Source organism: Paenibacillus aurantius (assembly GCF_032268605.1).
In the GTDB taxonomy this organism is placed as follows: domain Bacteria; phylum Bacillota; class Bacilli; order Paenibacillales; family NBRC-103111; genus Paenibacillus_AO; species Paenibacillus_AO aurantius.
In genome coordinates, this window is sequence record NZ_CP130318.1 from 6,140,069 (window position 1) to 6,158,677 (window position 18,609).

Genomic DNA, 18,609 nt, shown 5'->3' on the forward strand with positions numbered 1-18,609 from the left:
TCCTCCGTCGTGATGGTTCGGCCGGATTGGGGGACGAGAAAGAGGCCATCCCTGGAGGGTGGCCTCTTCTAGACTGGTGTCTGATCCCGTATGTTGTTACCGGCTGACCGGACGCCCGACCGCCGGAGCATAATCTTCATCGTCCGGCTCCTGCCGGTTCATGAACGGCCACCAGTTGGCCGGCCCGAACATGCGCACCATGACCGGTATGAACAGTGGCAGAATAAGGAGCGCATACAACGCAAGGCCGCACAGCACGATAGTGGCAATCTGCAGGAGCGACATGACCCCGGAAGGAAGCATCGCGGCGAATGTTCCGCCCAGGATGACCGCCGCGGACAGAATGACCGTTCCCATCTTCTTCATGGCAAGCAGGATGGCTTCCTGCGGGTCCATGCCGCGGTATTCCTTGAAGCGGTCCATGAGGAAGATGCTGTAGTCGATGCCGAGCGCCATTAGCATGACGAAGCCGAAGAACGGCACCGCCCAGGAAATGCCGGAATAGCCGAGCATCCGGACGAAGATCAGCTCTGCGATCGCCATCGACGTGTAGTACGTCAAGATGAGCGAAAGCAGGAGGTAGACCGGCATGATCACCGAGCGGAACATGAGGATGAGGATCAAGCCGATGCCCACCAGCATGAGAAGCGCCGTCTTCGAATAATCGTCCGCCGAAATCTGCCGCAGGTCGTTGTTCGTGGAGGACACCCCCGAGACGGCATACACGGCCTTCTCGAAGCCGGTTCCCTTCAAAGCGCGTCCCGCGGCGGCGGTCAGGTCATCGGTCTTCTTCAGCGTCTCGATCTCATACGGGTTCCCCGTGAAGACGACGTCGAACTTGGCGATCTTCCGGTCCTTGGACAGATACGTGTCCAGCGCCTGCTGGAAGCCCGGGTCCTTCACGGCCTGATCGGGGATGTACCAGCCCGTCAGCTGCTTATCCGGCGCGGACGACAGCTGGTTCAAGTACGTTTCGGCCGATTGCAGCCCACCCGTCACTTGGGCGAGGCCGTTCGCGCTCTGGCTCAGGCCGCCCGTCAGCTCGCCCAGCTGGCCGTTCAGCTGCGCGAAGCCGGCCTGCAGCTCCTTCTGCCCGGACGCGAGGGCGTCGAAGCCCTTCGTCACCTCGGGCAGGTTCGCCGCCAGCTGGCCCTGGCCGGATGCCGCCTGCGCGAGGCCGGTCTGCAGCTTCGCCAGGCCGTCGGCCAGGCCCTGCAGGCCCTGCGCCAGCGCCGCCTGGCCGCTTACGGCCTGCGCGTAGCCGGCGTTCGCTTGAGCGAGCCCCTGCTCCAGCCCGGCCAGCTGGCCGTTCAGCTGCCCGAGCCCGGCGCCGAGCTGCTCGGCACCGCTTTGCAGGCCCGCCGCGGCGCCCTGGAGCTTGACATAATCCGGATCGTTAGCCAGCTCCGGATACTTCTGCGCCAGGCCGCTCAGACCGCTCTTCAGCTCGCCTAAGCCCTTCGCGAGCTCCGCCTGCTTGGCGGCCGCGTCGCCGTAGGCCTGCGACAGCTGGCCGAGGCCGCCGCCGATCTGCTGGTAGCCTCCCAGCAGCTCCTTGGCCGCGGCCGCCAGCCGGTCGGCGCTCGCCTTCGCCTGCGCCGCTCCGGCCTGGAGCTCGCCCGCCCCGGCGGTGCCGTCGCGCAGGCCCTGCTCAATGCGCTTGATGCCGTCGCCCAGCTGGACGACGCCCGCCTTCAGCGCATTCGTGCCGTCCACGAGCTTCGCGGCGCCCGCCTCGGCCTCATTCAGCTTGGGGGCGTTCTCCCCAAGCGCCTTGCTGGCGTCCGTCAGCCCCTTGCCGATCTGACCGAGGCCCTCGGTGCCCTGCCCGAGGCCGCTGCCTACGGTGCCGACCTGTTTGGCCACCTGGAAGTCCTCCAGGGGATCGCCCGTCGGCCGGGTCGCGCTCCGGACCGCCTTCACGCCTTCCACCTTGGCCAGCTCCCGGCTGACCCGCTCCATGGCCGCCAGTCCTTCCGGCGTATCGAGCGCCTTGTCGCTCTTCAGCACAAGCGTCGAAGGAAGGGAATCCCCGGGGCCGAAGCTGGCGGAGATGACCTGGAAGGCTTTGACCGAGTTGTACTTGCTGCCGATTTCGTCCAGGGAGTTAAAGGAGATCGAGCCCTTGTAAGCCGCCAGAAGCGGGACCGTCAGAACCGCCAGCAGCAGCAGCGCCCAGACGGACCGTTTCAGGGCGAAGCGCCCCATCGCGCCCCACAGCCCGCTCGGCTTGTGCTCGAGCGATCCTTTGGCGGGCCAGAAGACCGCCTTGCCGAGCACCGCCAGGAAGAACGGCACGAGCGTGCCGAGGGCGATCAGCAGGACGGCAACCCCGACTCCCACGGCCACCGCCGAGCGGTAGAGCACGAAGGTCGAGAAGCCGATGGAGGCAAAGCCCACCAGCACCGCAAGACCGGAGTAGAACACCGTCCGTCCTGCCGTGCGGTACGTGGCGACAATCGCTTCGGTCGTATCGCCCCGGTGGGCGAGCTCTTCCTTGAAGCGGCTGATAAGCAGAATGCAATAGTCCGTCCCGATCCCGAACATAACCGCCACCATGAAGATCTGCGTAAAGTTCGACAGCGGGAAATCCCAGTACTTGACCAGGAAGGCGACGACCGACTGCGAAGCGACATAGCTGACGCCCACGGTCACAAGCGGAATGAACGGGGCGACCGCCGAGCGGAACACGAGGAACAGGATCGCCATGATGAAGATCAGGGTGATCCACTCCGTCTTCTTCAAGCCCTCCTGGGAGCTCTCCACGACGTCCTCGCCGATCAGCCAGTCACCGGTATAGTAATGCTCCACCTTAATGCCCTCGGCGGCCTTGTAAAGCCCGTCCCGCATTTCCGCGGGGGTCCGGTCCTTGTTATCGACGTTCACGAGGGCCAGCACCGTCTGGCCGTCCCCGGCGATCATCTGCTTCTCGAGGTCCTTGGAATCATATGGAGAGGTCACGGAGGTAATGCCGTGAGCCGCCTTCTCGCTTTTGAGCTTGTCGAGGCCCTGGCGGATCTCCTCCTTGTCGGAGGCGCCGAGCCCTCCTTCCTTATGAAACACCAGCACGGCCGAGGCTTCGCCGGTTTCCTTGCCGGAGCCCGCCTTCATCTCTTTGATGAGCTTATTCGCCTGGCTGGAGGAATACCCGTCGGGCACATTGATCTGCCCTTTCTCGCGGACCAGCTCCTCCATCGAAGGGGCGGTAACGGCAAGCCCCGCCACCGCCGCCAGCCACAGAACGAGCACCAGCCATCTTAGCTTCAGAATTGTTCTCATGTTTTCTTCTCCCTTACCCTTTTCTCTTTCTTTGTTCCGGCCTGCCCAGCTCTTTACGAATCAGACAGGAGCACCCTAGCCAGCTTCTCGTAGGTTTGAATAAACTGGCGGGCTTCCTCTTCGTCAAAATGCTGAAGATACCCCGATAGCAGCTCCTGAATCTTCTCTTCGCCCGCCTGGGCGAGCCGCTCGCCCTCCTCCGTGAGGGTCAAATAGGTGACCCGGCGGTCCTTCTCATCCGGCAGACGCCGGATCAGGTCTTTGTCGGCCAGCCGGTTGACGATTGCCGTGATGGAGCTTTTGCCTACGCAGAAGCTGTCCGCAAGCTCTGAGGACGTGCAGGAGCCCCGGCCCCGGATGTAACGAATGGTGGAATACTGATCGAGGGTGAGCTCCTCCTCCATCCGTTCCTTGATCATGGCGTTCAGCCGGCGGTTGACGACGAAGGTCGCCCTCTCGTACCGTTCGATAAGCTGCCTCAGAAATTCGTTGTCCACGTTGTTCACGTTCTCCTTCTAGGGGTAAAAGGGAGGGTCGTCCCTTTAGTTCGACTGTCGAATGATTTCACAGTAGAACTATATCAGAGGGGCTGCGTTTCCGTCAATCGGAAATAGGGCTTTTTCTCCAGTCAGCCAAAAGCCCTGCCGGCTGGCAGGGCTCGATGGCTTAACCCGTTCCATCCCGTGCCTAGCCCGCTCCCTTGAGAACCGCACCCGGCACCCGCTCCCCGAGCACCTTAAGGGGGTATTCGTAAATGGACGTATCCCGTCCGCACACCTGCTTCCAGGCATCCACGCACGCCGGGTCAAAATGACTCCCCCGGTTCGCCTCAAGGAACGCCATCGCCTCCTCATGAGGCATCGCCTGCCGGTAGGCTCTCCTGGAGGTGAGGGCGTCGTAGACGTCCGCTACGGCCACGATGCGCGCCATCAGCGGGATTTCCTCTCCCGTCAGGCGGTCGGGGTAGCCCCCGCCGTTCCATTTCTCGTGATGGGAGCGGATAATGCCCAGCTCCTCTGGAAGGAACCCGAGCCGCCGGCACCGCTCATACCCGATCACGGGATGGGTTTCGATAATGGCCCTTTCCGAGGGGCTGAGCCTGCCCGGCTTGTTGAGGATGCTGTCGGGGATGTCCATTTTGCCGATGTCGTGCACGATGGTTCCCTGGGCCAGGGCCCGAAGCTCATCGGGGCGCAGCTGCAGCTCCTCCGCAAGCTTCAGCGCATACAGCGTTACCCGGAAGTTGTGCCCCGCCGTGTACGGATCTCTCTGCTCCGTGGACGCCATCAAAGTCTGAACGCTCGGGGAGATGGAGTTCGTCACCCGTTCGATCGGGTCGTTCGTGAACAGAGCGCGTACCGCCCCTGACAAGGACTGCCTTGATGCGTACTGCCGGTACAGCCCGGCCAGCATCACCAGCATGGAGCCCAAGAGCAGGAAGTGATACAACCACCACGAAGCCCGCCATGCTTCGCCGCGGATGATGATAACCTGGGCGGTAATGAGCCAGCCGCAGGAGTATACGATCGCTTTTTGCAGAGGAAACCGGGAATAGAGGTACGACTGGTAGTATTGGTACATGGTCACGCCGTTAAGCAGGATGGTCACCATGGCGACTCCCCCCTTAAGCGGGTGAATATCGAGGGGAATGAAATCGACGGCGTGGGGAAACAGGAGACCCGCGCCCCCGAGAAGCAGGAGCACGCTGGTCCACAACGGCAGAAGCCAGCGGCCGGGCCTGGACATGAAGGTAACGAACGGATCGTCGGACGGTAGCGAAGACAGCCACAGCCACAGGGAGGCCAGAAGGATGCTGAGCTGGGACGAGACCGCCGGCAGGTGGCTCGCATGGATCATGAAGTTAGGAGTCGAGAGTCCATGGACGGCAAAGATGGAGGCAAGCGAAATGAAAGAAAGAGCGAGAAATCCGACCTTTCCATTCCGAAGACGCCTGCCTGCAATGCCGACGGCCACCGCCAGAGCCAAAGCGAGCAGCGCCACCGCGCTGACAATATAGAAATGCCCTCTTGGCATGATAAGCATGGGATCGGCGGAACCCGCCGCCTTCAGTCCCTCAAACACACCATAAGGAATAAGTACGGCCGCCGCCGGGCCGATCCAACTGCGCTGCTTCATCGTTATGGCCTTCCCCTTTTCGCCCGGCCGCAGGGCTTTCCATTTTTCGGCCGACTGGTTTTTTCTTCTAATCATAAGTCATCGGGCCCGTTTTGGGAATGATCTCCTATCTTTTATCGGCAGGAAAAACTTTAATGTTTAAACCTACGTAGCTTAGGTTAAAAATAGGTACACTAACCAACACAAATGAAAAAGGAGTGGGACACAATGAGTTTTCTCTGGTCTTTGATTATCGGCGGTATTATCGGTTGGCTGGCCGGCCTGGTTATGGGCCGCGACATTCCGGGCGGTGTGATTGGTAACATCATCGCCGGTTTCATCGGGGCTTGGCTCGGCGGGCTGCTGCTTGGCGACTGGGGTCCGGAAGTAGGCGGATTCTATATCCTGCCGGCTTTGATCGGGGCTGTCGCCCTCGTGTTCATCGTCAGCCTGATCATGCGTTCGATGGGACGCAACCGGGCGTAACCAACGCCCTTTCCTCCCCTTGGAGGAAAACGACAAAAAAGACAGCCTCGTGAGAGGCTGTCTTTTTGTGTGGACCGGCTTGACGGATCAAGTCCAAGACTCGATATCTTCGTCGTCGATGTCGTCATCCGGCGCCTTAACCGGCTGCCGTTTTTCCTCTTGCTGGGCCGCGGCCGCCGTCTCCCGGAGGGAAACCGCCGCCACTTCGCCGGAGGGGCCGGCTTGTCCGTTCTTTCCTTCGGACGTGAAGCCCCGCTCGGCCGGAATAAAGGCCTGCAGGTTGCGCACCCCGTTATGGGTAACCTCTTTCTCAATCAGGTAGCGGATGGAATCCATCAGGTTCGTCTGGGAGTTGATCCACTGCATGATGGCGGGGTCTTCGTTCTTCTTCGTCTTCAGGCTGATGTTGTCACCGGGCTGCTTCGATTTCTTCATAAAAGGTCACCTTCCGGTACGGCTGGTATTACCCGCCGTCTCTCCTTAGGCAGGCTGGACCGCTTTCGTTTTGAGGGCTTCGTAAATTTTGCCGCGGACAAACGCATCGAGGCCCATCGCATTAAGGCGAACGGCGTAATCGCTCGGCACGTAGAGAAGCTTCATTTCGCGCTCGTCGCAAAGCTCCTTCAGAAGCGGATACAGGATCGAACGCATCAGGATGCTGCCGCCGCCATACACGCAGATCACGTCGATCTCGTTTCTTGCTTTGGTCAGCTGGCGCTTGACGTTCTGGATGATCTGCTTCGCCTGGCTTTCGAGCGGACGCTTCAGCGTTTTGATCGCCCGGGCGTGGTACTTGTGCTTCGGGTTCTTGATCACGTCGCTGAAGAACTGGCGAGGGCTGTCCGGCAGATGGATGAGACGGTTGAACTCGCTCAGCGCTTCCTCAATCGCATAACCCGCTCCATGATGGCTTCCGTGCACGAACTGGCGCAGGAACTTGTTGCCCTCGGTAATCGGGTACTCGGTCGAGCCGTCGCCGATGTCGACATGCAGAATCCGCTTATCTTTGAAGAAGCTTCCGTTGAACTTCTTGTCGATGCCGTACGTATCCGTGAATTCGTCGAAGATGTCGCCTTCGCGCCAGTTTCCTTCGCCGTCCTTCTGGAGGGTGAAGATAACCGGGGTCGCTTCAGGAACCACTTTGGTGAATTGGAAAATGATGCGGACCGCTACGCGCTGGATGCCCAGATGAACGGTAACATGGTGGGTGCCCGCCATGAAGCGTCTTTCGAACTTGGCCGACGTCTCGTCGGTATGCTGGGTCACCGGAAGCGCGGTAGCCATATCGGCCTGCACTTCGATGTGATCCGGAATTCTCTTCTCTTCGTCATAGGCTTTCTGAACGGCTGCCGCAGCGATCTGGGCAAGGGTGTTCACGACCGGCAGGTCCATGTCGCATTTCATGTCGATGCCGATTTGAAGATTATCAATTACTTCTCCGCTCTCCAGAGCGAATTTGCCGACATAATACATGCCCGGACGGGCCGCCGGAGAATCGACTGTCACGACCAACTGATCCTGCAGGTTACGGATGAAACTCTCAGGTGCCTGCTCTTCGCTCCACGGAAGCTCGTCCACCGGACAATTGACATTGGGCTGCTGAATCAGCCGTCCGTCAATAATCAGGTCATGCTCGCTGTTTCCGTTGTCGTTGCCTACAAAAAAATGGTACTGCATGAAGTCCTTCCTCCTCTTATGTAGAAATAGTGCACGGTAATACTCTGTCACACCTCGGGTCGATTTGCAACCGGCTTTAAGGCCGTTCTCTTATAAGATTCGAGAGGAAGGACCATTTTTCCTCCCTGAAGCGGAAAATATCGTAAGGCGCCCTTTACAGGTCCGGTCCGGCTGTTTCCGAGTGGGAGCGGAGAATCATCAGAATGACACTCTTGTCCAATTCGAAGCTCCAGTCGACAAACACCTCGGCGATCCGTTTGTTCATCCCCGGATCATAGCCCTTCAAGCGCTCCAGCAGTCTTTTCTCCAGGCTGCGCTTGACGTCCTTCAAGAACTCGCCCTGGCCGAGCCGGATCAGCTCGTTCTCCACTTGAACCAGCACTCCCTTGCGGACGAACAGCAGCGTACGCCCGTTCATCTCGTACGTTTCAAGACCATCGGGTGCTTTCTCGACCTGGTGGGACACCCGGACCACTTCCCGCACCAGTCCATCCCGCCCCTTAAAGGAGCCATTCGGCTCCGGAAAGCCTTCAAAGGAACATGAGCCTTTCAACACCAGCATGCCGGTGCCTTCCGGCAGGTTCCAGTCATAATAAACTTCGCTTGGCCTGACCCCGGTTGTATGCTCCAACCATTCCGTCAAGGGGGAAATCAGCAGAGGCATCAGCTTCTCCCGTGTCCGGCGGACGGTCCTTTCCTGGCCATGCTCCAGGAGGGCCTTCTCTGATGGGGTAAGGAAGCTTCGCAAATAAACGGTCAGGTAACTCCCTCCTATGGAGACGAACACCGATTCCGGCCCCTTGCCAAAGATGTCGCGGAGCTGCCTCCCGATATAGCTGGCTATGTGCTGCTGAAGTGAATTAGCGATTGGTTGCTTCATGTATGCCGATCCGTCCCTGTCTACGTTCTACTAGTGACGAATCTCGTCTGCCTCCCTGCCGGTAGAATATCTTGGAAAACAAAAATGACCCAACTCCCCCTTTGTTCAAAGGAAAAGCCAGGTCATGAAGGTGACTTATATCAAATGATAGATTCACTCATTTACCCAAGTTATGCGATTGCGATACCGAACATGATTCTATCATATTTCGGCGGGGGAGGGAAGCGCAATATCGAAGTCCCTATACCTTCATCCCCTTCCAATCCATTACGACGGACTGACCCGTACGCATGGAAGCGTCCGCACGGAACCCGGCCAAATGGCCGATGATCGAGTTTTCCAGAGAAGCGGTTGACGGGGAAGTCGCCTGCCCTTTGACCACACGCAAAAAGTCTTCGACCAGCCGGTGATCCCCGCCGCCGTGCATATCGTTGCTAACGGGGATTTCAACACGCTTCTCCGTGTAAGTGCGTCCCTCGGCCAAATCCGGATGCCGAATGACAAAGACGCCGTCCTCCAGCAAGCCCTGGATTTCGCCTTTCGTTCCCGTGATATGAACGGTTCGGCATGCTTTCGCGGTCGCTCCCACCAAATTGTGGACCGCCGTGCTCCCGTCCTCGAATTCGAACAGGACCGCCTGATGGTCCACAATATCATTGTCACACCGCCAAACGCAGCGCCCGAAAGGGTTATCGGTACGAAGGCTCTGGAGCTTCTCTTCCGTATTCAGCCGGACCCCTTCCAAATAACGCGGCCATACATAGGTGCCCCAGAGCGGATGGTCCACATACAGCTTTTTGGCGGAATAAGGACAGCTTTCTTCTATGCCGCAGTCCGTCAGGCAGCGGGTACCTGAGCCTTGAGGGGCACGGTCCTCGCGAAATTGGATGATATTGCCATAGCTGCTTACCTTCACCGGCCGCACACCCGTTTTAAACCAGGTGATCAGGTCCAGATCATGGCAGCATTTTTGCATCAGAAAGGAGGAGCCCCCTCTTTCCCTATTCGCGAACTTGCCGCGGACGAATGCGGTGGCCATATGGTGGTAATCCACATTCTCTTCGGTCTGGATGTGGATAATATCCCCGATAACCCCCTCCGAGAGCGCCTTCTGAAGCTCCACATAAAAAGGCGCATACCGCAGCACATGGCAGATCATGACCTTGCGGCCGTGAGCCTCCGCCACTTCATAGAGCTCCAGAACTTCCTGCTCCGAAATACCGATCGGCTTCTCCAGCAGCAGGTCATAGCCTTTGCGAAGCAGAGGTACACTGGTGGAGACGTGCTGCGCGTCGAGCGTCCCGTTTATGACCGCGTCCGCCAGCTTCGGCTGCGCGGCAAGCTCCTCCACCTTCGTAAAGACCATAGAATCGGGCAGATCATACTGGCGGACGGCATTATCCCGCCGTAAAGAATCCGGATCCACGACTCCGACTATCTGCATAAGCTCCGGATGTTTCTTCGAGAAGCTTGCATAATTCATGCTGCGGCTTCCGGCTCCCACAATAATCACTTTCACCGGACCGCTGACGGCGCTGCCCGTTTGTTGACTTTTGGTCATGTCCATCACCTCAATTATTGATATGGGCTTTAATCGCCGCATTGACCGATTCTCGGAAATTCAGCAGCCACGCCGCCTCTTTCGGATAGCTGCGGAAGGTCAGAGGCTCGGGAAGGCCCTCTTCGATCATCTCCAGAACCTGATCGCGCCCGATCAGGCTCTCCAGCAGCTGAAGCGCCCTCAAGTCCTGAAGCCCTTCCTGGAAAACTTCCATCCTTATCGATTCGACGGGTCTGCCGTCCTCGCCCGGATAAACCAGAAAAGCGTCGCCGGATGGAAAATGGAAGCCGGCATCGGTAATGCGGTAGGGATCGATTGCTTTCAAAGAGTACCGGGTATTCCAGAAATTGTAGCCCCAGTGCAGGAAGCCCGCCATTTGAAATTTATACAGCTGGATGCCCATCATGCGGTTGCGTGCGGACGGCATGTTGAAGAAACGGTTGGAAACCTCCTTGTATTGAACGCAGCAGTAATACGTCCAAAGCTCGGGGACCCCCCGCTCGAGGAAAGGCTCGATGTGGTTATTGGCGGGTACCGGCCGTTTCACCAAGCCTTCCTCGTAATACTCTAGATTGGTAATGGCGTCCATGACCGGCATTCCCTTCAAATGCGCCGTCAGGACTTCGCTGGCGCTGCGGTACCACGGCCTATGCTCGAGCAGAGGTTCATCCGAAATATGGAAATAGCTGTGCTTCTCCAGCTTCTGCTCATAAAGAAAGGCAACGAGAACGGGAAGGAACTGGTGGAGGAAATCTTTGTACGCTTCGCCGGCTGCATCCGTGTCCCAGCCAAAAATGCGCTTCTGCTCCCCGTCCACCTCCGCGATGATTTTCGGGGCATGCTTGGCTCCCCACTGGGTAAAAAAGTGCGAAAACTCGAAATACCGGATCCCTGCCGTATGGCACATGTCGATCCACCGCTTAAGCCGGCTTAATCCGAAGGAATACCCATTCCCGTCCTTCTTCACCTCCACCAGCTGGACGGTTAATCGCTCGCCTCCTACCGCCGTGTCAAGTGGCGGGGTGAACAGCGGAGTCAGCAGCATGTTGATCCCATGCTTAACCGCTGTCTTCACATACTGCTCGATGATCTGCCAGTGGGCTTCGCTGAATACCTCTATCCCGTAATACTGGGCTAAGCAGTCGCAATGGAACCATTCCGTATGGATCAGGGTCTGTTCGGGAAGCGGCGCCCCGATCACTTCCAATTCAAAGCTTTCCCCCCCAAGAAGCCCTTCGGTTTCCGTTGAGAAACGTACGGTTATGAGATGCTTCCCGATCGCCGTGTTTTCGTCCAATTCAATCGTCACCCAAACGGAACGCCATTGCTTAGGCAGGCCCGCTACCCCTGCCGTAGGCTTAATCGGCAAGAGCGGGTCCGGATAAAGACCGGGTGTTTCCCGGAGGATATTCTCGTCATGGCCGCTCTGGCAGGGAAGATCCGATGGTGCCAAGCCGACGGAACGAAGGGTGATCCGATCCGCAAGAGTCGAGTCGACACTCACCGAGATGGGCACGATGGTGGAAGCGGCCCAGTAGGCAACCTGAAAAGCATAGGCCTCGCCCTGTAAAGCGGATGCCCGATTATAGGCCACCGCATCCAAGTCCTGGTCGGCAAAAACTTTTTCGAGGGAACTGATGCCCCTCGTTTCAAAAAGCTTGGTTGGCTCCGGCATCCGGCAGACCCCTTTCTTTGGATTTCTCTATAGGACTAAAGATTAGCAGACATGAAAGTAAAGAAAAGTGCGTTTTCCGCACTTTTCTCTACAAAGGAAAAGCAAGATTTGATTTTTTGTGTGCTAAAGAACATCATTTGCAGATAAGGCACCCGATTTTATTTGCCGGACTGATCATGAGGCACCGTGACCGTAACGGAAGATGTCGTCGAGTTTCCTGCTTTATCGGTAACCGTATAGGTGATCGTATAGATCCGATCCTTTTCGGCCCGCAGGCTGAAGGAAGCCGCGGCTGTACCGATATCGGCTTGGATGTCCTCCGCTTTCATGGCGGCATCGTCGCTTGTGATGGAGGTCAAGATCACGGAATCCACACCCGATGCGGAATCGCTGGCATTCCAGGCTGCATTTACGGTAACCATTTTGTGGTTCGCCGGCCAAATCGATGTTTTATCCAATTGGACGTTCAGCACCGGTGCCGTTTTGTCGATTGGGATCTCCACGGTTTGAGCCGCTTCGATATTGCCCGCTTTGTCGACCGAGCGGAACTGAACACGGGTAATGCCTTCGTCCGAGAAGGTTACCGGCCCTGTATAAGAGATCCAGCTGCCGTTGTCTCCGACCCGGTATTCCGTTGCCGCGACACCGGACAGATTGTCAGAGGCGCTTAAGGTAACCGTTGCGGCAGAAGTGTACCATCCGTTCTTGCCCGACTGGCTTGTAACGGCTGCTATAGTGGTTGGAGCCGTGGCGTCAACGGTAAATCCTACGCTGCTGCTGAACGTTTTACCTCCGGCGGTGACAGAAGCGGTAACATTCGCTGTCCCTTCCCCCACGGCCGTAACCTTTCCGCTGCCATCGACGGTAACCACTCCGTTATTATCACTCGTGTACGTAATGGCGGTTTGGCTTAAATCCGCTTGCGAGCCGTCACTCATGGTGCCGCTTACCGAAATAGCAGCGGTTCCCGCAGCACCGAGTAAGGTGTGGTCAGCGGAAGCTTCCACTTTCGCCAGTTCGCGGTCCACTTTCACCTCAAGCTTGGAAATAACCGCCTTCACCGGTGGTTTTCCCGCTCCTGCGTACATGCCGATTCCCGCGAGGAAAGTGTTGCTGCTGAATTCGACCGTGGTGCTGCCGATGGAGACCCACTGGCCTTCATTAAAATAATATCCGGTTACTTTGTTACCCTCTTTCACCAGCTGCATTTGGAAGGGAGCCGTTATGCTCTTGCCGCCGAAATCCAGCAAGAGTCCGGTTTGGGAACCCCAATATTTTTGCTGGGCAACCGGCTTGAGCGCGTCCTGTATACTTTCATCACTTCTAAACACATATCGAAGCACCTTACCACTGCCGTCCACGCGGAAGTGCACATGGTGGGAATCAACCGTATCCTTGTCACGGAACATCAGACCAACCGATGCCGGATCATTGGCTCCGAGGGAATCGATGGTCGCTGTCATCGTTACCTTCGTATTCGGATCCGCCAATTGGATTTCCTTGCTGAGGAAAGCGAAATCATCCGCCTTATCCCATACATTGGAGCCCATGCCGATAAAATTAACGGTACCGTCGCTATTGGCGGTCGTAAAGCCTCTGCCGGCTGGACCATAATTTCTCACCGTCCACTCCGTACCGGTCTCCGAACTGGTGGGGAATACCGTCAGCATCTGGGTGACCCCTTTGGAAATGCCGTCCATCGACGCCGTAGCCGTAACGGTGACTTGACCGGCCGAAAGAGCCGTAAATGCTGCCGCCGCGTTGCTTACCTGGTCAATCCTTAGAACAGCCGGGTCGCTCGAAGTAAATTGAACATCCGCTTTGGTGAGATCGGCCGGTTTGCCGTCCTGCTGCGTGCCCTTCAAAGTGAGCGTTCCCTGATCCCCAACCTTATAAGTGTTGGAAGGCGTCGAGAGACTCACATCTTTCAAGAGGGTTTGGCTCACTCCGGAACTGAAAGGCGTTATTTCGAATACACCGGCATCGTCCGCGTAAGAAATACCGGCAGCCGAACCATTCTTGTAAATGCGAACCCTTGCATCCGTGTTGGTTGGGCCCGTTTTAAACGTAATTTCTTTTCGCACATATTGCTCATCTTTCGAAGTGATATCGATGGCGGTTCCTCCATAGTTAAACACGCCAAGATTAATGGCTTCGCCGGGCTCATTATAGACCCACGCTACAAATTTATACTCGGTATCGGGCTTAAGACCGGTTATTTTTTGTTCCACTCCGGCTCCTTTGGGACCAAGCTTCAATTTGTCCGAGTATCCTCTCTTCTGCCAAGCAGGCACATTCGCATTCGTAGCGCCAACCGGAACGGAAACCGTTGTTCCATCCGTCGTCCATTTGAGCCAATTCAGCAGATCGGAGCCGAAGCCGCTGTTCTTCAGCAGGTTCATATAGGGCGTATCCACCGGTACATACGGACCGGGAATTTGGGTCAGATCCGGTCCCGCCGTCCAATCGGCTCCGCCGAATTCATAGGCGCCCGTATCCGGTGCGGGACCGACATAACCGTCCGTTATCCCCGGAATCACGGCACCTGTGTTAATGGCGGTAGAGCCAGCCTTCAGCCGGAAGTTGCCTGCGGAGGCATTCACAAAGTTCAAGCCCGCTGCCGAAGTCGTGTTGAAGCCGCTTGCCGTATCCGCGGTTAAGCCCACCGCATTCGTGAAGATGTTGTTGTAGACTCTCGATCCGTACAATTCATTGGCGTAGGGAGCCGATCCCCAGTACCCGATGCTGCTCAGGCCGTTATTCACCACGGTATTGTTATAGATGAGCCGGTAATTGCCCGGGGTATTCACCTGAATCCCTACATCGTTGTTGTAAATGACGTTATGATGAGCTACCACATTTTGAGAGTAATTATCAAAATAAAGGCCGACGCTCATATCCGTTCCCTTGCTGTCGTGGATCAGGTTATGATGGACATTGCTGTTGCCCATGTCGGTTCCCCAGCTGTAGATCATAGCGCCATCCCGGGAAAGCCACATCCCTTCCGAAATATCATTATAGGAGATCTCGCCGCTGCCCGATCTCCAATAGAGATTGAATCGGCCGGACCCGCGGATCTCATTGCGGCTGATTAAGTTTCCGCTGCCGCTCGACAGCTTGACCAACGGATCGTAAGAGGCAAAGTAGCTGCCTTCATGGATAACGTTATTCACAATGCGGTTGTTGCTTCCGTCGATATTGACCAAAGTACCGGAAGAATAAGCAATCGTGCTGTTCTTGATTTCATTGTCGTGTCCGCTTATGCTGATCCCGCCGTTAAGCTGGTCGGCATTGCTGGTGCTCTGGGAGAAGTTCGAGAAATAAACATACTGGGCGTTAATGCTGTCCAGAACGTTATAGTTGGATCCGCTCATGGTGATATTGGCGGCAAAGGTCTGAATGCCCGTAATATGGATATAATCTTTGCCGTTTAAATTAAAGGCCGTCTTGCGTTTCTTCACTTCGACATTCGTAGGAACTCCGCTGTCCGGGGCCCACAAATAGACCTTGTGGGCATCTGCGTCCACATACCACTCGTTCGGGGCATCCAGTGCACCCAACACGCCGCTGACGAAGTAAGTGCTTCCCTTTATAGGATATAAATCCGAGAAATTACCGGCAATCGGATTATAGGTTAGGGTGTGGGTGGTATTGTCGTAACCCGTAATCTTGCTGCCCATGGCAACATAGCCGTAACCGCCCCTTTCCCATATCGTTCCGCCTTTCCAGAAATCGGCGCCGCCCGGCAGATCGGAATCCACCAGAGTCGTCCCCGATCCGGAATCGGCCGTCGCCGTACCGGCTCTCAATCCAGGCAGGCTGTATTGGGAAATATTCGGCCAGCGCGCCTCCCATAGTGGAGTGACGGACGTATCGGTTCTGACAAACAATTGATTTTCTTTGCCTAAATCCCAGGGAAGATCCGCAGCATAAATGTTTCCGTTGTAGGGGCTCCAGCCGTTTACCGTTTCGGTACCGCTTACAATGACAGTCGCGCCGGGTGCAGCCTGGAAGGTGATCGGAGCTGCGGCGGTTCCCTTGTTTGCCGGCGTGACCGTCTCCCGATAAGTACCTGACGCGATTACGCAGGTATCCCCCGGCTGCATCACTTGAGCACACTTGTCGATCGTTTTAAAGGGGCTGCTCGTGGAAGTACCGGGACCGGAGTCATCCCCCCCGGTTGCTACATAATAGGTGTTTCCTGCTGCTTTGGCGACTGGAGCGGGGATCAGCCCCGCTGACATGACCAGCGCCGCCGACATCATCAGGCTGAAAACATTTCTTGCTTTCAAGCGCATCCACCTTTCCTCCCAGACTAGATTTTGAATACACCCCTACCTTACCAGCCATACAAACAAAAAAAAGTGCAAAATCTGCACTTTTCTCTTTTATGGAATTGTACTATTTGAATTTTTGTGGAATTTCCGTCCCTACATCAGCGATTTTTTGATTCGGTATTCTTTCGGAGTGGTGCCGAAGCGTTTTTTGAACATTTTGAAGAAGTAGCTCTGCGAGCTGAACCCGACTTTTTCGGAAATTTCATTGATCGGCAGATTGTTCGTTTCCAGCAGCATGACGGATTTAAGCAGCCGGATTTCATTGATATAGTCGGCAACGGAGATGGTTTCATGCTTTTTGAAAATTCGGCCTACATAGGCGGAAGACATTTTTAACATATCCGCGATATCCTGCAGGCTCAAGTTGGCATCGGCATAGTTTGCTTGGATGACATCTTTGATGGTATCCACGATAACATGATCTTTATTTTCGGCCACCTGCTTTTGATTAACGAAGATGGCGCTTAGAACCGCCGTGAACTCGGAGAAGATTTCATCCAGTGTTTCCTTCTCAAACACAAGTCTGTCGATGGAACGCAAATCCACCATTAGGGGTGACAATCGGTTGAGATTGATTTCGCGGATCGTTTGTTTGATGATGATTCCGAGACTAATGACGGATTGGATAACGGCATCCGAGCTCATTCCGGCGATTACCCCGCGGATATGGCCAAGCTCCTGGAACACCTTATCCTGACGGTTGGATTTGATCGCTTCCATCAGCTTTCTTTCCATTTCCAATGGAATTTGCGATTCTCCGTTCTCCAGATTGGGTTGCACCCTTTGCGGAGTAATCACCGTGTTTAAACCAAAATTCATTCGGTACATCAGGTAATCAAGTGCTTTCTCATAATAATAAGTGATCTGGTTATAGTGGGGCACGATCTCGCTGAGCGCGACGGTAAATGTGACATGGTAGTAATCATGAACGACCTGCTGGACTCTGTTGATTACCTCCGTTAGCTTGGAATGGATCTCATCATGAACCTCTTGGAGACCAATGATTAATACAAGATGCTCCCCCCGGATATCGACAACGTCGGCTGTCATCTCTTCCGAAGCGATTTCCATAAAAATATTGCAGATGGCAAAGAGGAGAAGCTTCAAATCGAAGCCGGTCGACGAATCGGTGATCTCTTCGCTAATTTTGTCATAATGGTCCATTTTGAGAACCCCGATCAGGAGCTCTTTGTGCAAATCCACTTTCAAGTACTTCTTGTCCATGCATTCCTGCAGTTCGCTGGCCGAAAATAGGGAGCTGTCGGTGACGAGTTTCCTTAAATAATAGGATCTTATGATGCTTTCATTGCCTTCCTTCTTGTTCTGCTCACTCATGAGTTTTTCGATCAAGTGGTTATAGCTGCTCGAAATCAAACTGATTTCATCCTTGTCTTTCAAGCTTTCCGGCTCATGTCCCGGCAGCCGCTTCGTCTGCTTCAGTAAACCATTGATCGGCGAGTACAGTTTAGTCGAAACAAAGAAGGAAGCGAACAGGGCCAGGATGAAACAAACCGCGGCAACGGTGATAAAGACGACTTTCAATTTGTTTACCGCAGCCAATACGGCGGTGTAGGGTTCGAAATTGACTATGACCCAATGGGTCGAGGCGTTCACCATGTAATTGACGATCTGTTTTTCATCATGATAGGAGTAAGTAAATTGAGAAACCTGGTTTGGCGAGGAAGCGATGTGGCGGTATACCTCGTTTTTCAAATGGGTCAGGTCCGGATCCGCTTGATCGGTCGGGCTGTAGATTTCTTTGTTCTGGTCGAGTATAAAAATACGATTGGCGCCGGTCGGGGAATGGAGATTCATCAGCTCCATCTTTTCAAACAGCCATTCGGGTTTAATGTTTATGATCAGGGCGCTTTCCGACTTTTTATACTCATCCAAGGAGTCATACATATAAAGCGAAAAGACTTCCTGGGTTCTTTCCGGATGCTTCGAATCCGGAATAAATTGAACCGGCATAAGCTGCATCTTATAGATCGGCTTGCTGCCGCTTAAATAACCGTCCACGATCTTCATTAAATTGCTGTTTTCGGACAGCAGCGTATCATCCCCGGAAGGAAAATAGGAGCCTCGCTTGCTGTTATAAATAATAATGGAATGAATATACGAGTTATAAGCGAGGGTTTTATTCAATTTGGTAATTCTCGTAATGTCATTGAACTTGTCTTGGTCGCTGCTGAACAGCAAATGGGCCATATCATTGTCGTAAAACAAAGAAATGGCAAAGTTCTTTACCGTTTCATTCATATAGGAAATATTATAATTGATCTGAGAGAGAACTTTTTCGTTCGCTTCGCCCTGAGCGTCGAGACTGATTTTTTGGGAATACCAATAGGCCGCCAGCAAAGAAACCAGCATGATCGAAACAATCAAAAGATTGATCGACAGAATAATGCGCATTAAGTATTTTCTTTCTCTGTATTTCCGCAGATAGTTAATCATAGGACCCTCTCATATACAGTGTAAGAAAAATCGGCAGGTTTGGCTTTACGGTCTGGTAGTTCGAGTGTTCTACGACTATTTTACCATGAAATGGATCTATTGGAGCCTTAGAAATAGGATTCGGCCGAATGGAGAAAAGGGACCG

The 18,609-nt window shown here is 55.0% G+C and carries 11 protein-coding genes; 1 reads left to right on the forward strand and 10 read right to left on the reverse strand.

The window, feature by feature from the left end; translation table 11 throughout:
- Positions 1–96: 96 nt before the first annotated feature.
- The 3 genes from MJA45_RS27820 to MJA45_RS27830 all read right to left on the reverse strand — a co-directional run bounded on the left by MJA45_RS27820 (position 97) and on the right by MJA45_RS27830 (position 5,490).
- Positions 97–3,279 (reverse strand): MMPL family transporter, encoded by a 3,183-nt coding sequence (locus MJA45_RS27820; RefSeq protein ID WP_315605138.1) that lies wholly within the window; start codon positions 3,277–3,279, stop codon positions 97–99.
- A gap of 53 nt (positions 3,280–3,332) precedes the next feature.
- The gene (locus MJA45_RS27825; RefSeq protein WP_315605139.1) at positions 3,333–3,776 is read right to left on the reverse strand and encodes a MarR family winged helix-turn-helix transcriptional regulator; all 444 of its coding nucleotides are present in this window, start codon (positions 3,774–3,776) and stop codon (positions 3,333–3,335) included.
- A gap of 190 nt (positions 3,777–3,966) precedes the next feature.
- Positions 3,967–5,490 carry an HD-GYP domain-containing protein gene (locus tag MJA45_RS27830; protein WP_315605140.1) on the reverse strand — a complete coding sequence of 508 codons (1,524 nt, stop codon included), beginning with the start codon at positions 5,488–5,490 and terminating at the stop codon, positions 3,967–3,969.
- Positions 5,491–5,622: 132 nt separating this feature from the next.
- Here MJA45_RS27830 and MJA45_RS27835 point away from each other — a divergent pair, with 132 nt between their 5' ends.
- Positions 5,623–5,880, forward strand: a complete 258-nt coding sequence (locus MJA45_RS27835; protein WP_315605141.1) for a GlsB/YeaQ/YmgE family stress response membrane protein — start codon at positions 5,623–5,625, stop codon at positions 5,878–5,880.
- Between the two features lie 87 nt (positions 5,881–5,967).
- On the opposite strand, the gene MJA45_RS27840 is transcribed toward MJA45_RS27835, so the two are convergent.
- From MJA45_RS27840 to MJA45_RS27870, 7 genes are all read right to left on the reverse strand, one after another.
- Positions 5,968–6,315 (reverse strand): hypothetical protein, encoded by a 348-nt coding sequence (locus tag MJA45_RS27840; RefSeq protein ID WP_315605142.1) that lies wholly within the window; start codon positions 6,313–6,315, stop codon positions 5,968–5,970.
- 45 nt (positions 6,316–6,360) lie between these two features.
- Positions 6,361–7,557, reverse strand: coding sequence for a ParM/StbA family protein (locus tag MJA45_RS27845; RefSeq protein ID WP_315605143.1), 1,197 nt, complete (start codon positions 7,555–7,557; stop codon positions 6,361–6,363).
- A 154-nt stretch (positions 7,558–7,711) separates the two neighbouring features.
- Entirely contained in the window at positions 7,712–8,437 is a 726-nt protein-coding gene (locus MJA45_RS27850) for a Na-translocating system protein MpsC family protein (protein WP_315605144.1), read from the reverse strand.
- A gap of 241 nt (positions 8,438–8,678) precedes the next feature.
- On the reverse strand, positions 8,679–9,998 hold the full coding sequence (locus MJA45_RS27855; protein WP_315605145.1) for a Gfo/Idh/MocA family protein: 1,320 nt from the start codon (positions 9,996–9,998) through the stop codon (positions 8,679–8,681).
- A 10-nt stretch (positions 9,999–10,008) separates the two neighbouring features.
- Complete coding sequence (locus MJA45_RS27860) at positions 10,009–11,673, reverse strand: DUF4091 domain-containing protein (RefSeq protein ID WP_315605146.1); 1,665 nt, start codon at positions 11,671–11,673, stop codon at positions 10,009–10,011.
- 158 nt (positions 11,674–11,831) lie between these two features.
- Positions 11,832–15,971 carry an OmpL47-type beta-barrel domain-containing protein gene (locus MJA45_RS27865; RefSeq protein ID WP_315605147.1) on the reverse strand — a complete coding sequence of 1,380 codons (4,140 nt, stop codon included), beginning with the start codon at positions 15,969–15,971 and terminating at the stop codon, positions 11,832–11,834.
- Positions 15,972–16,103: 132 nt separating this feature from the next.
- On the reverse strand, positions 16,104–18,464 hold the full coding sequence (locus MJA45_RS27870) for a helix-turn-helix domain-containing protein (protein WP_315605148.1): 2,361 nt from the start codon (positions 18,462–18,464) through the stop codon (positions 16,104–16,106).
- Positions 18,465–18,609: the final 145 nt, after the last annotated feature.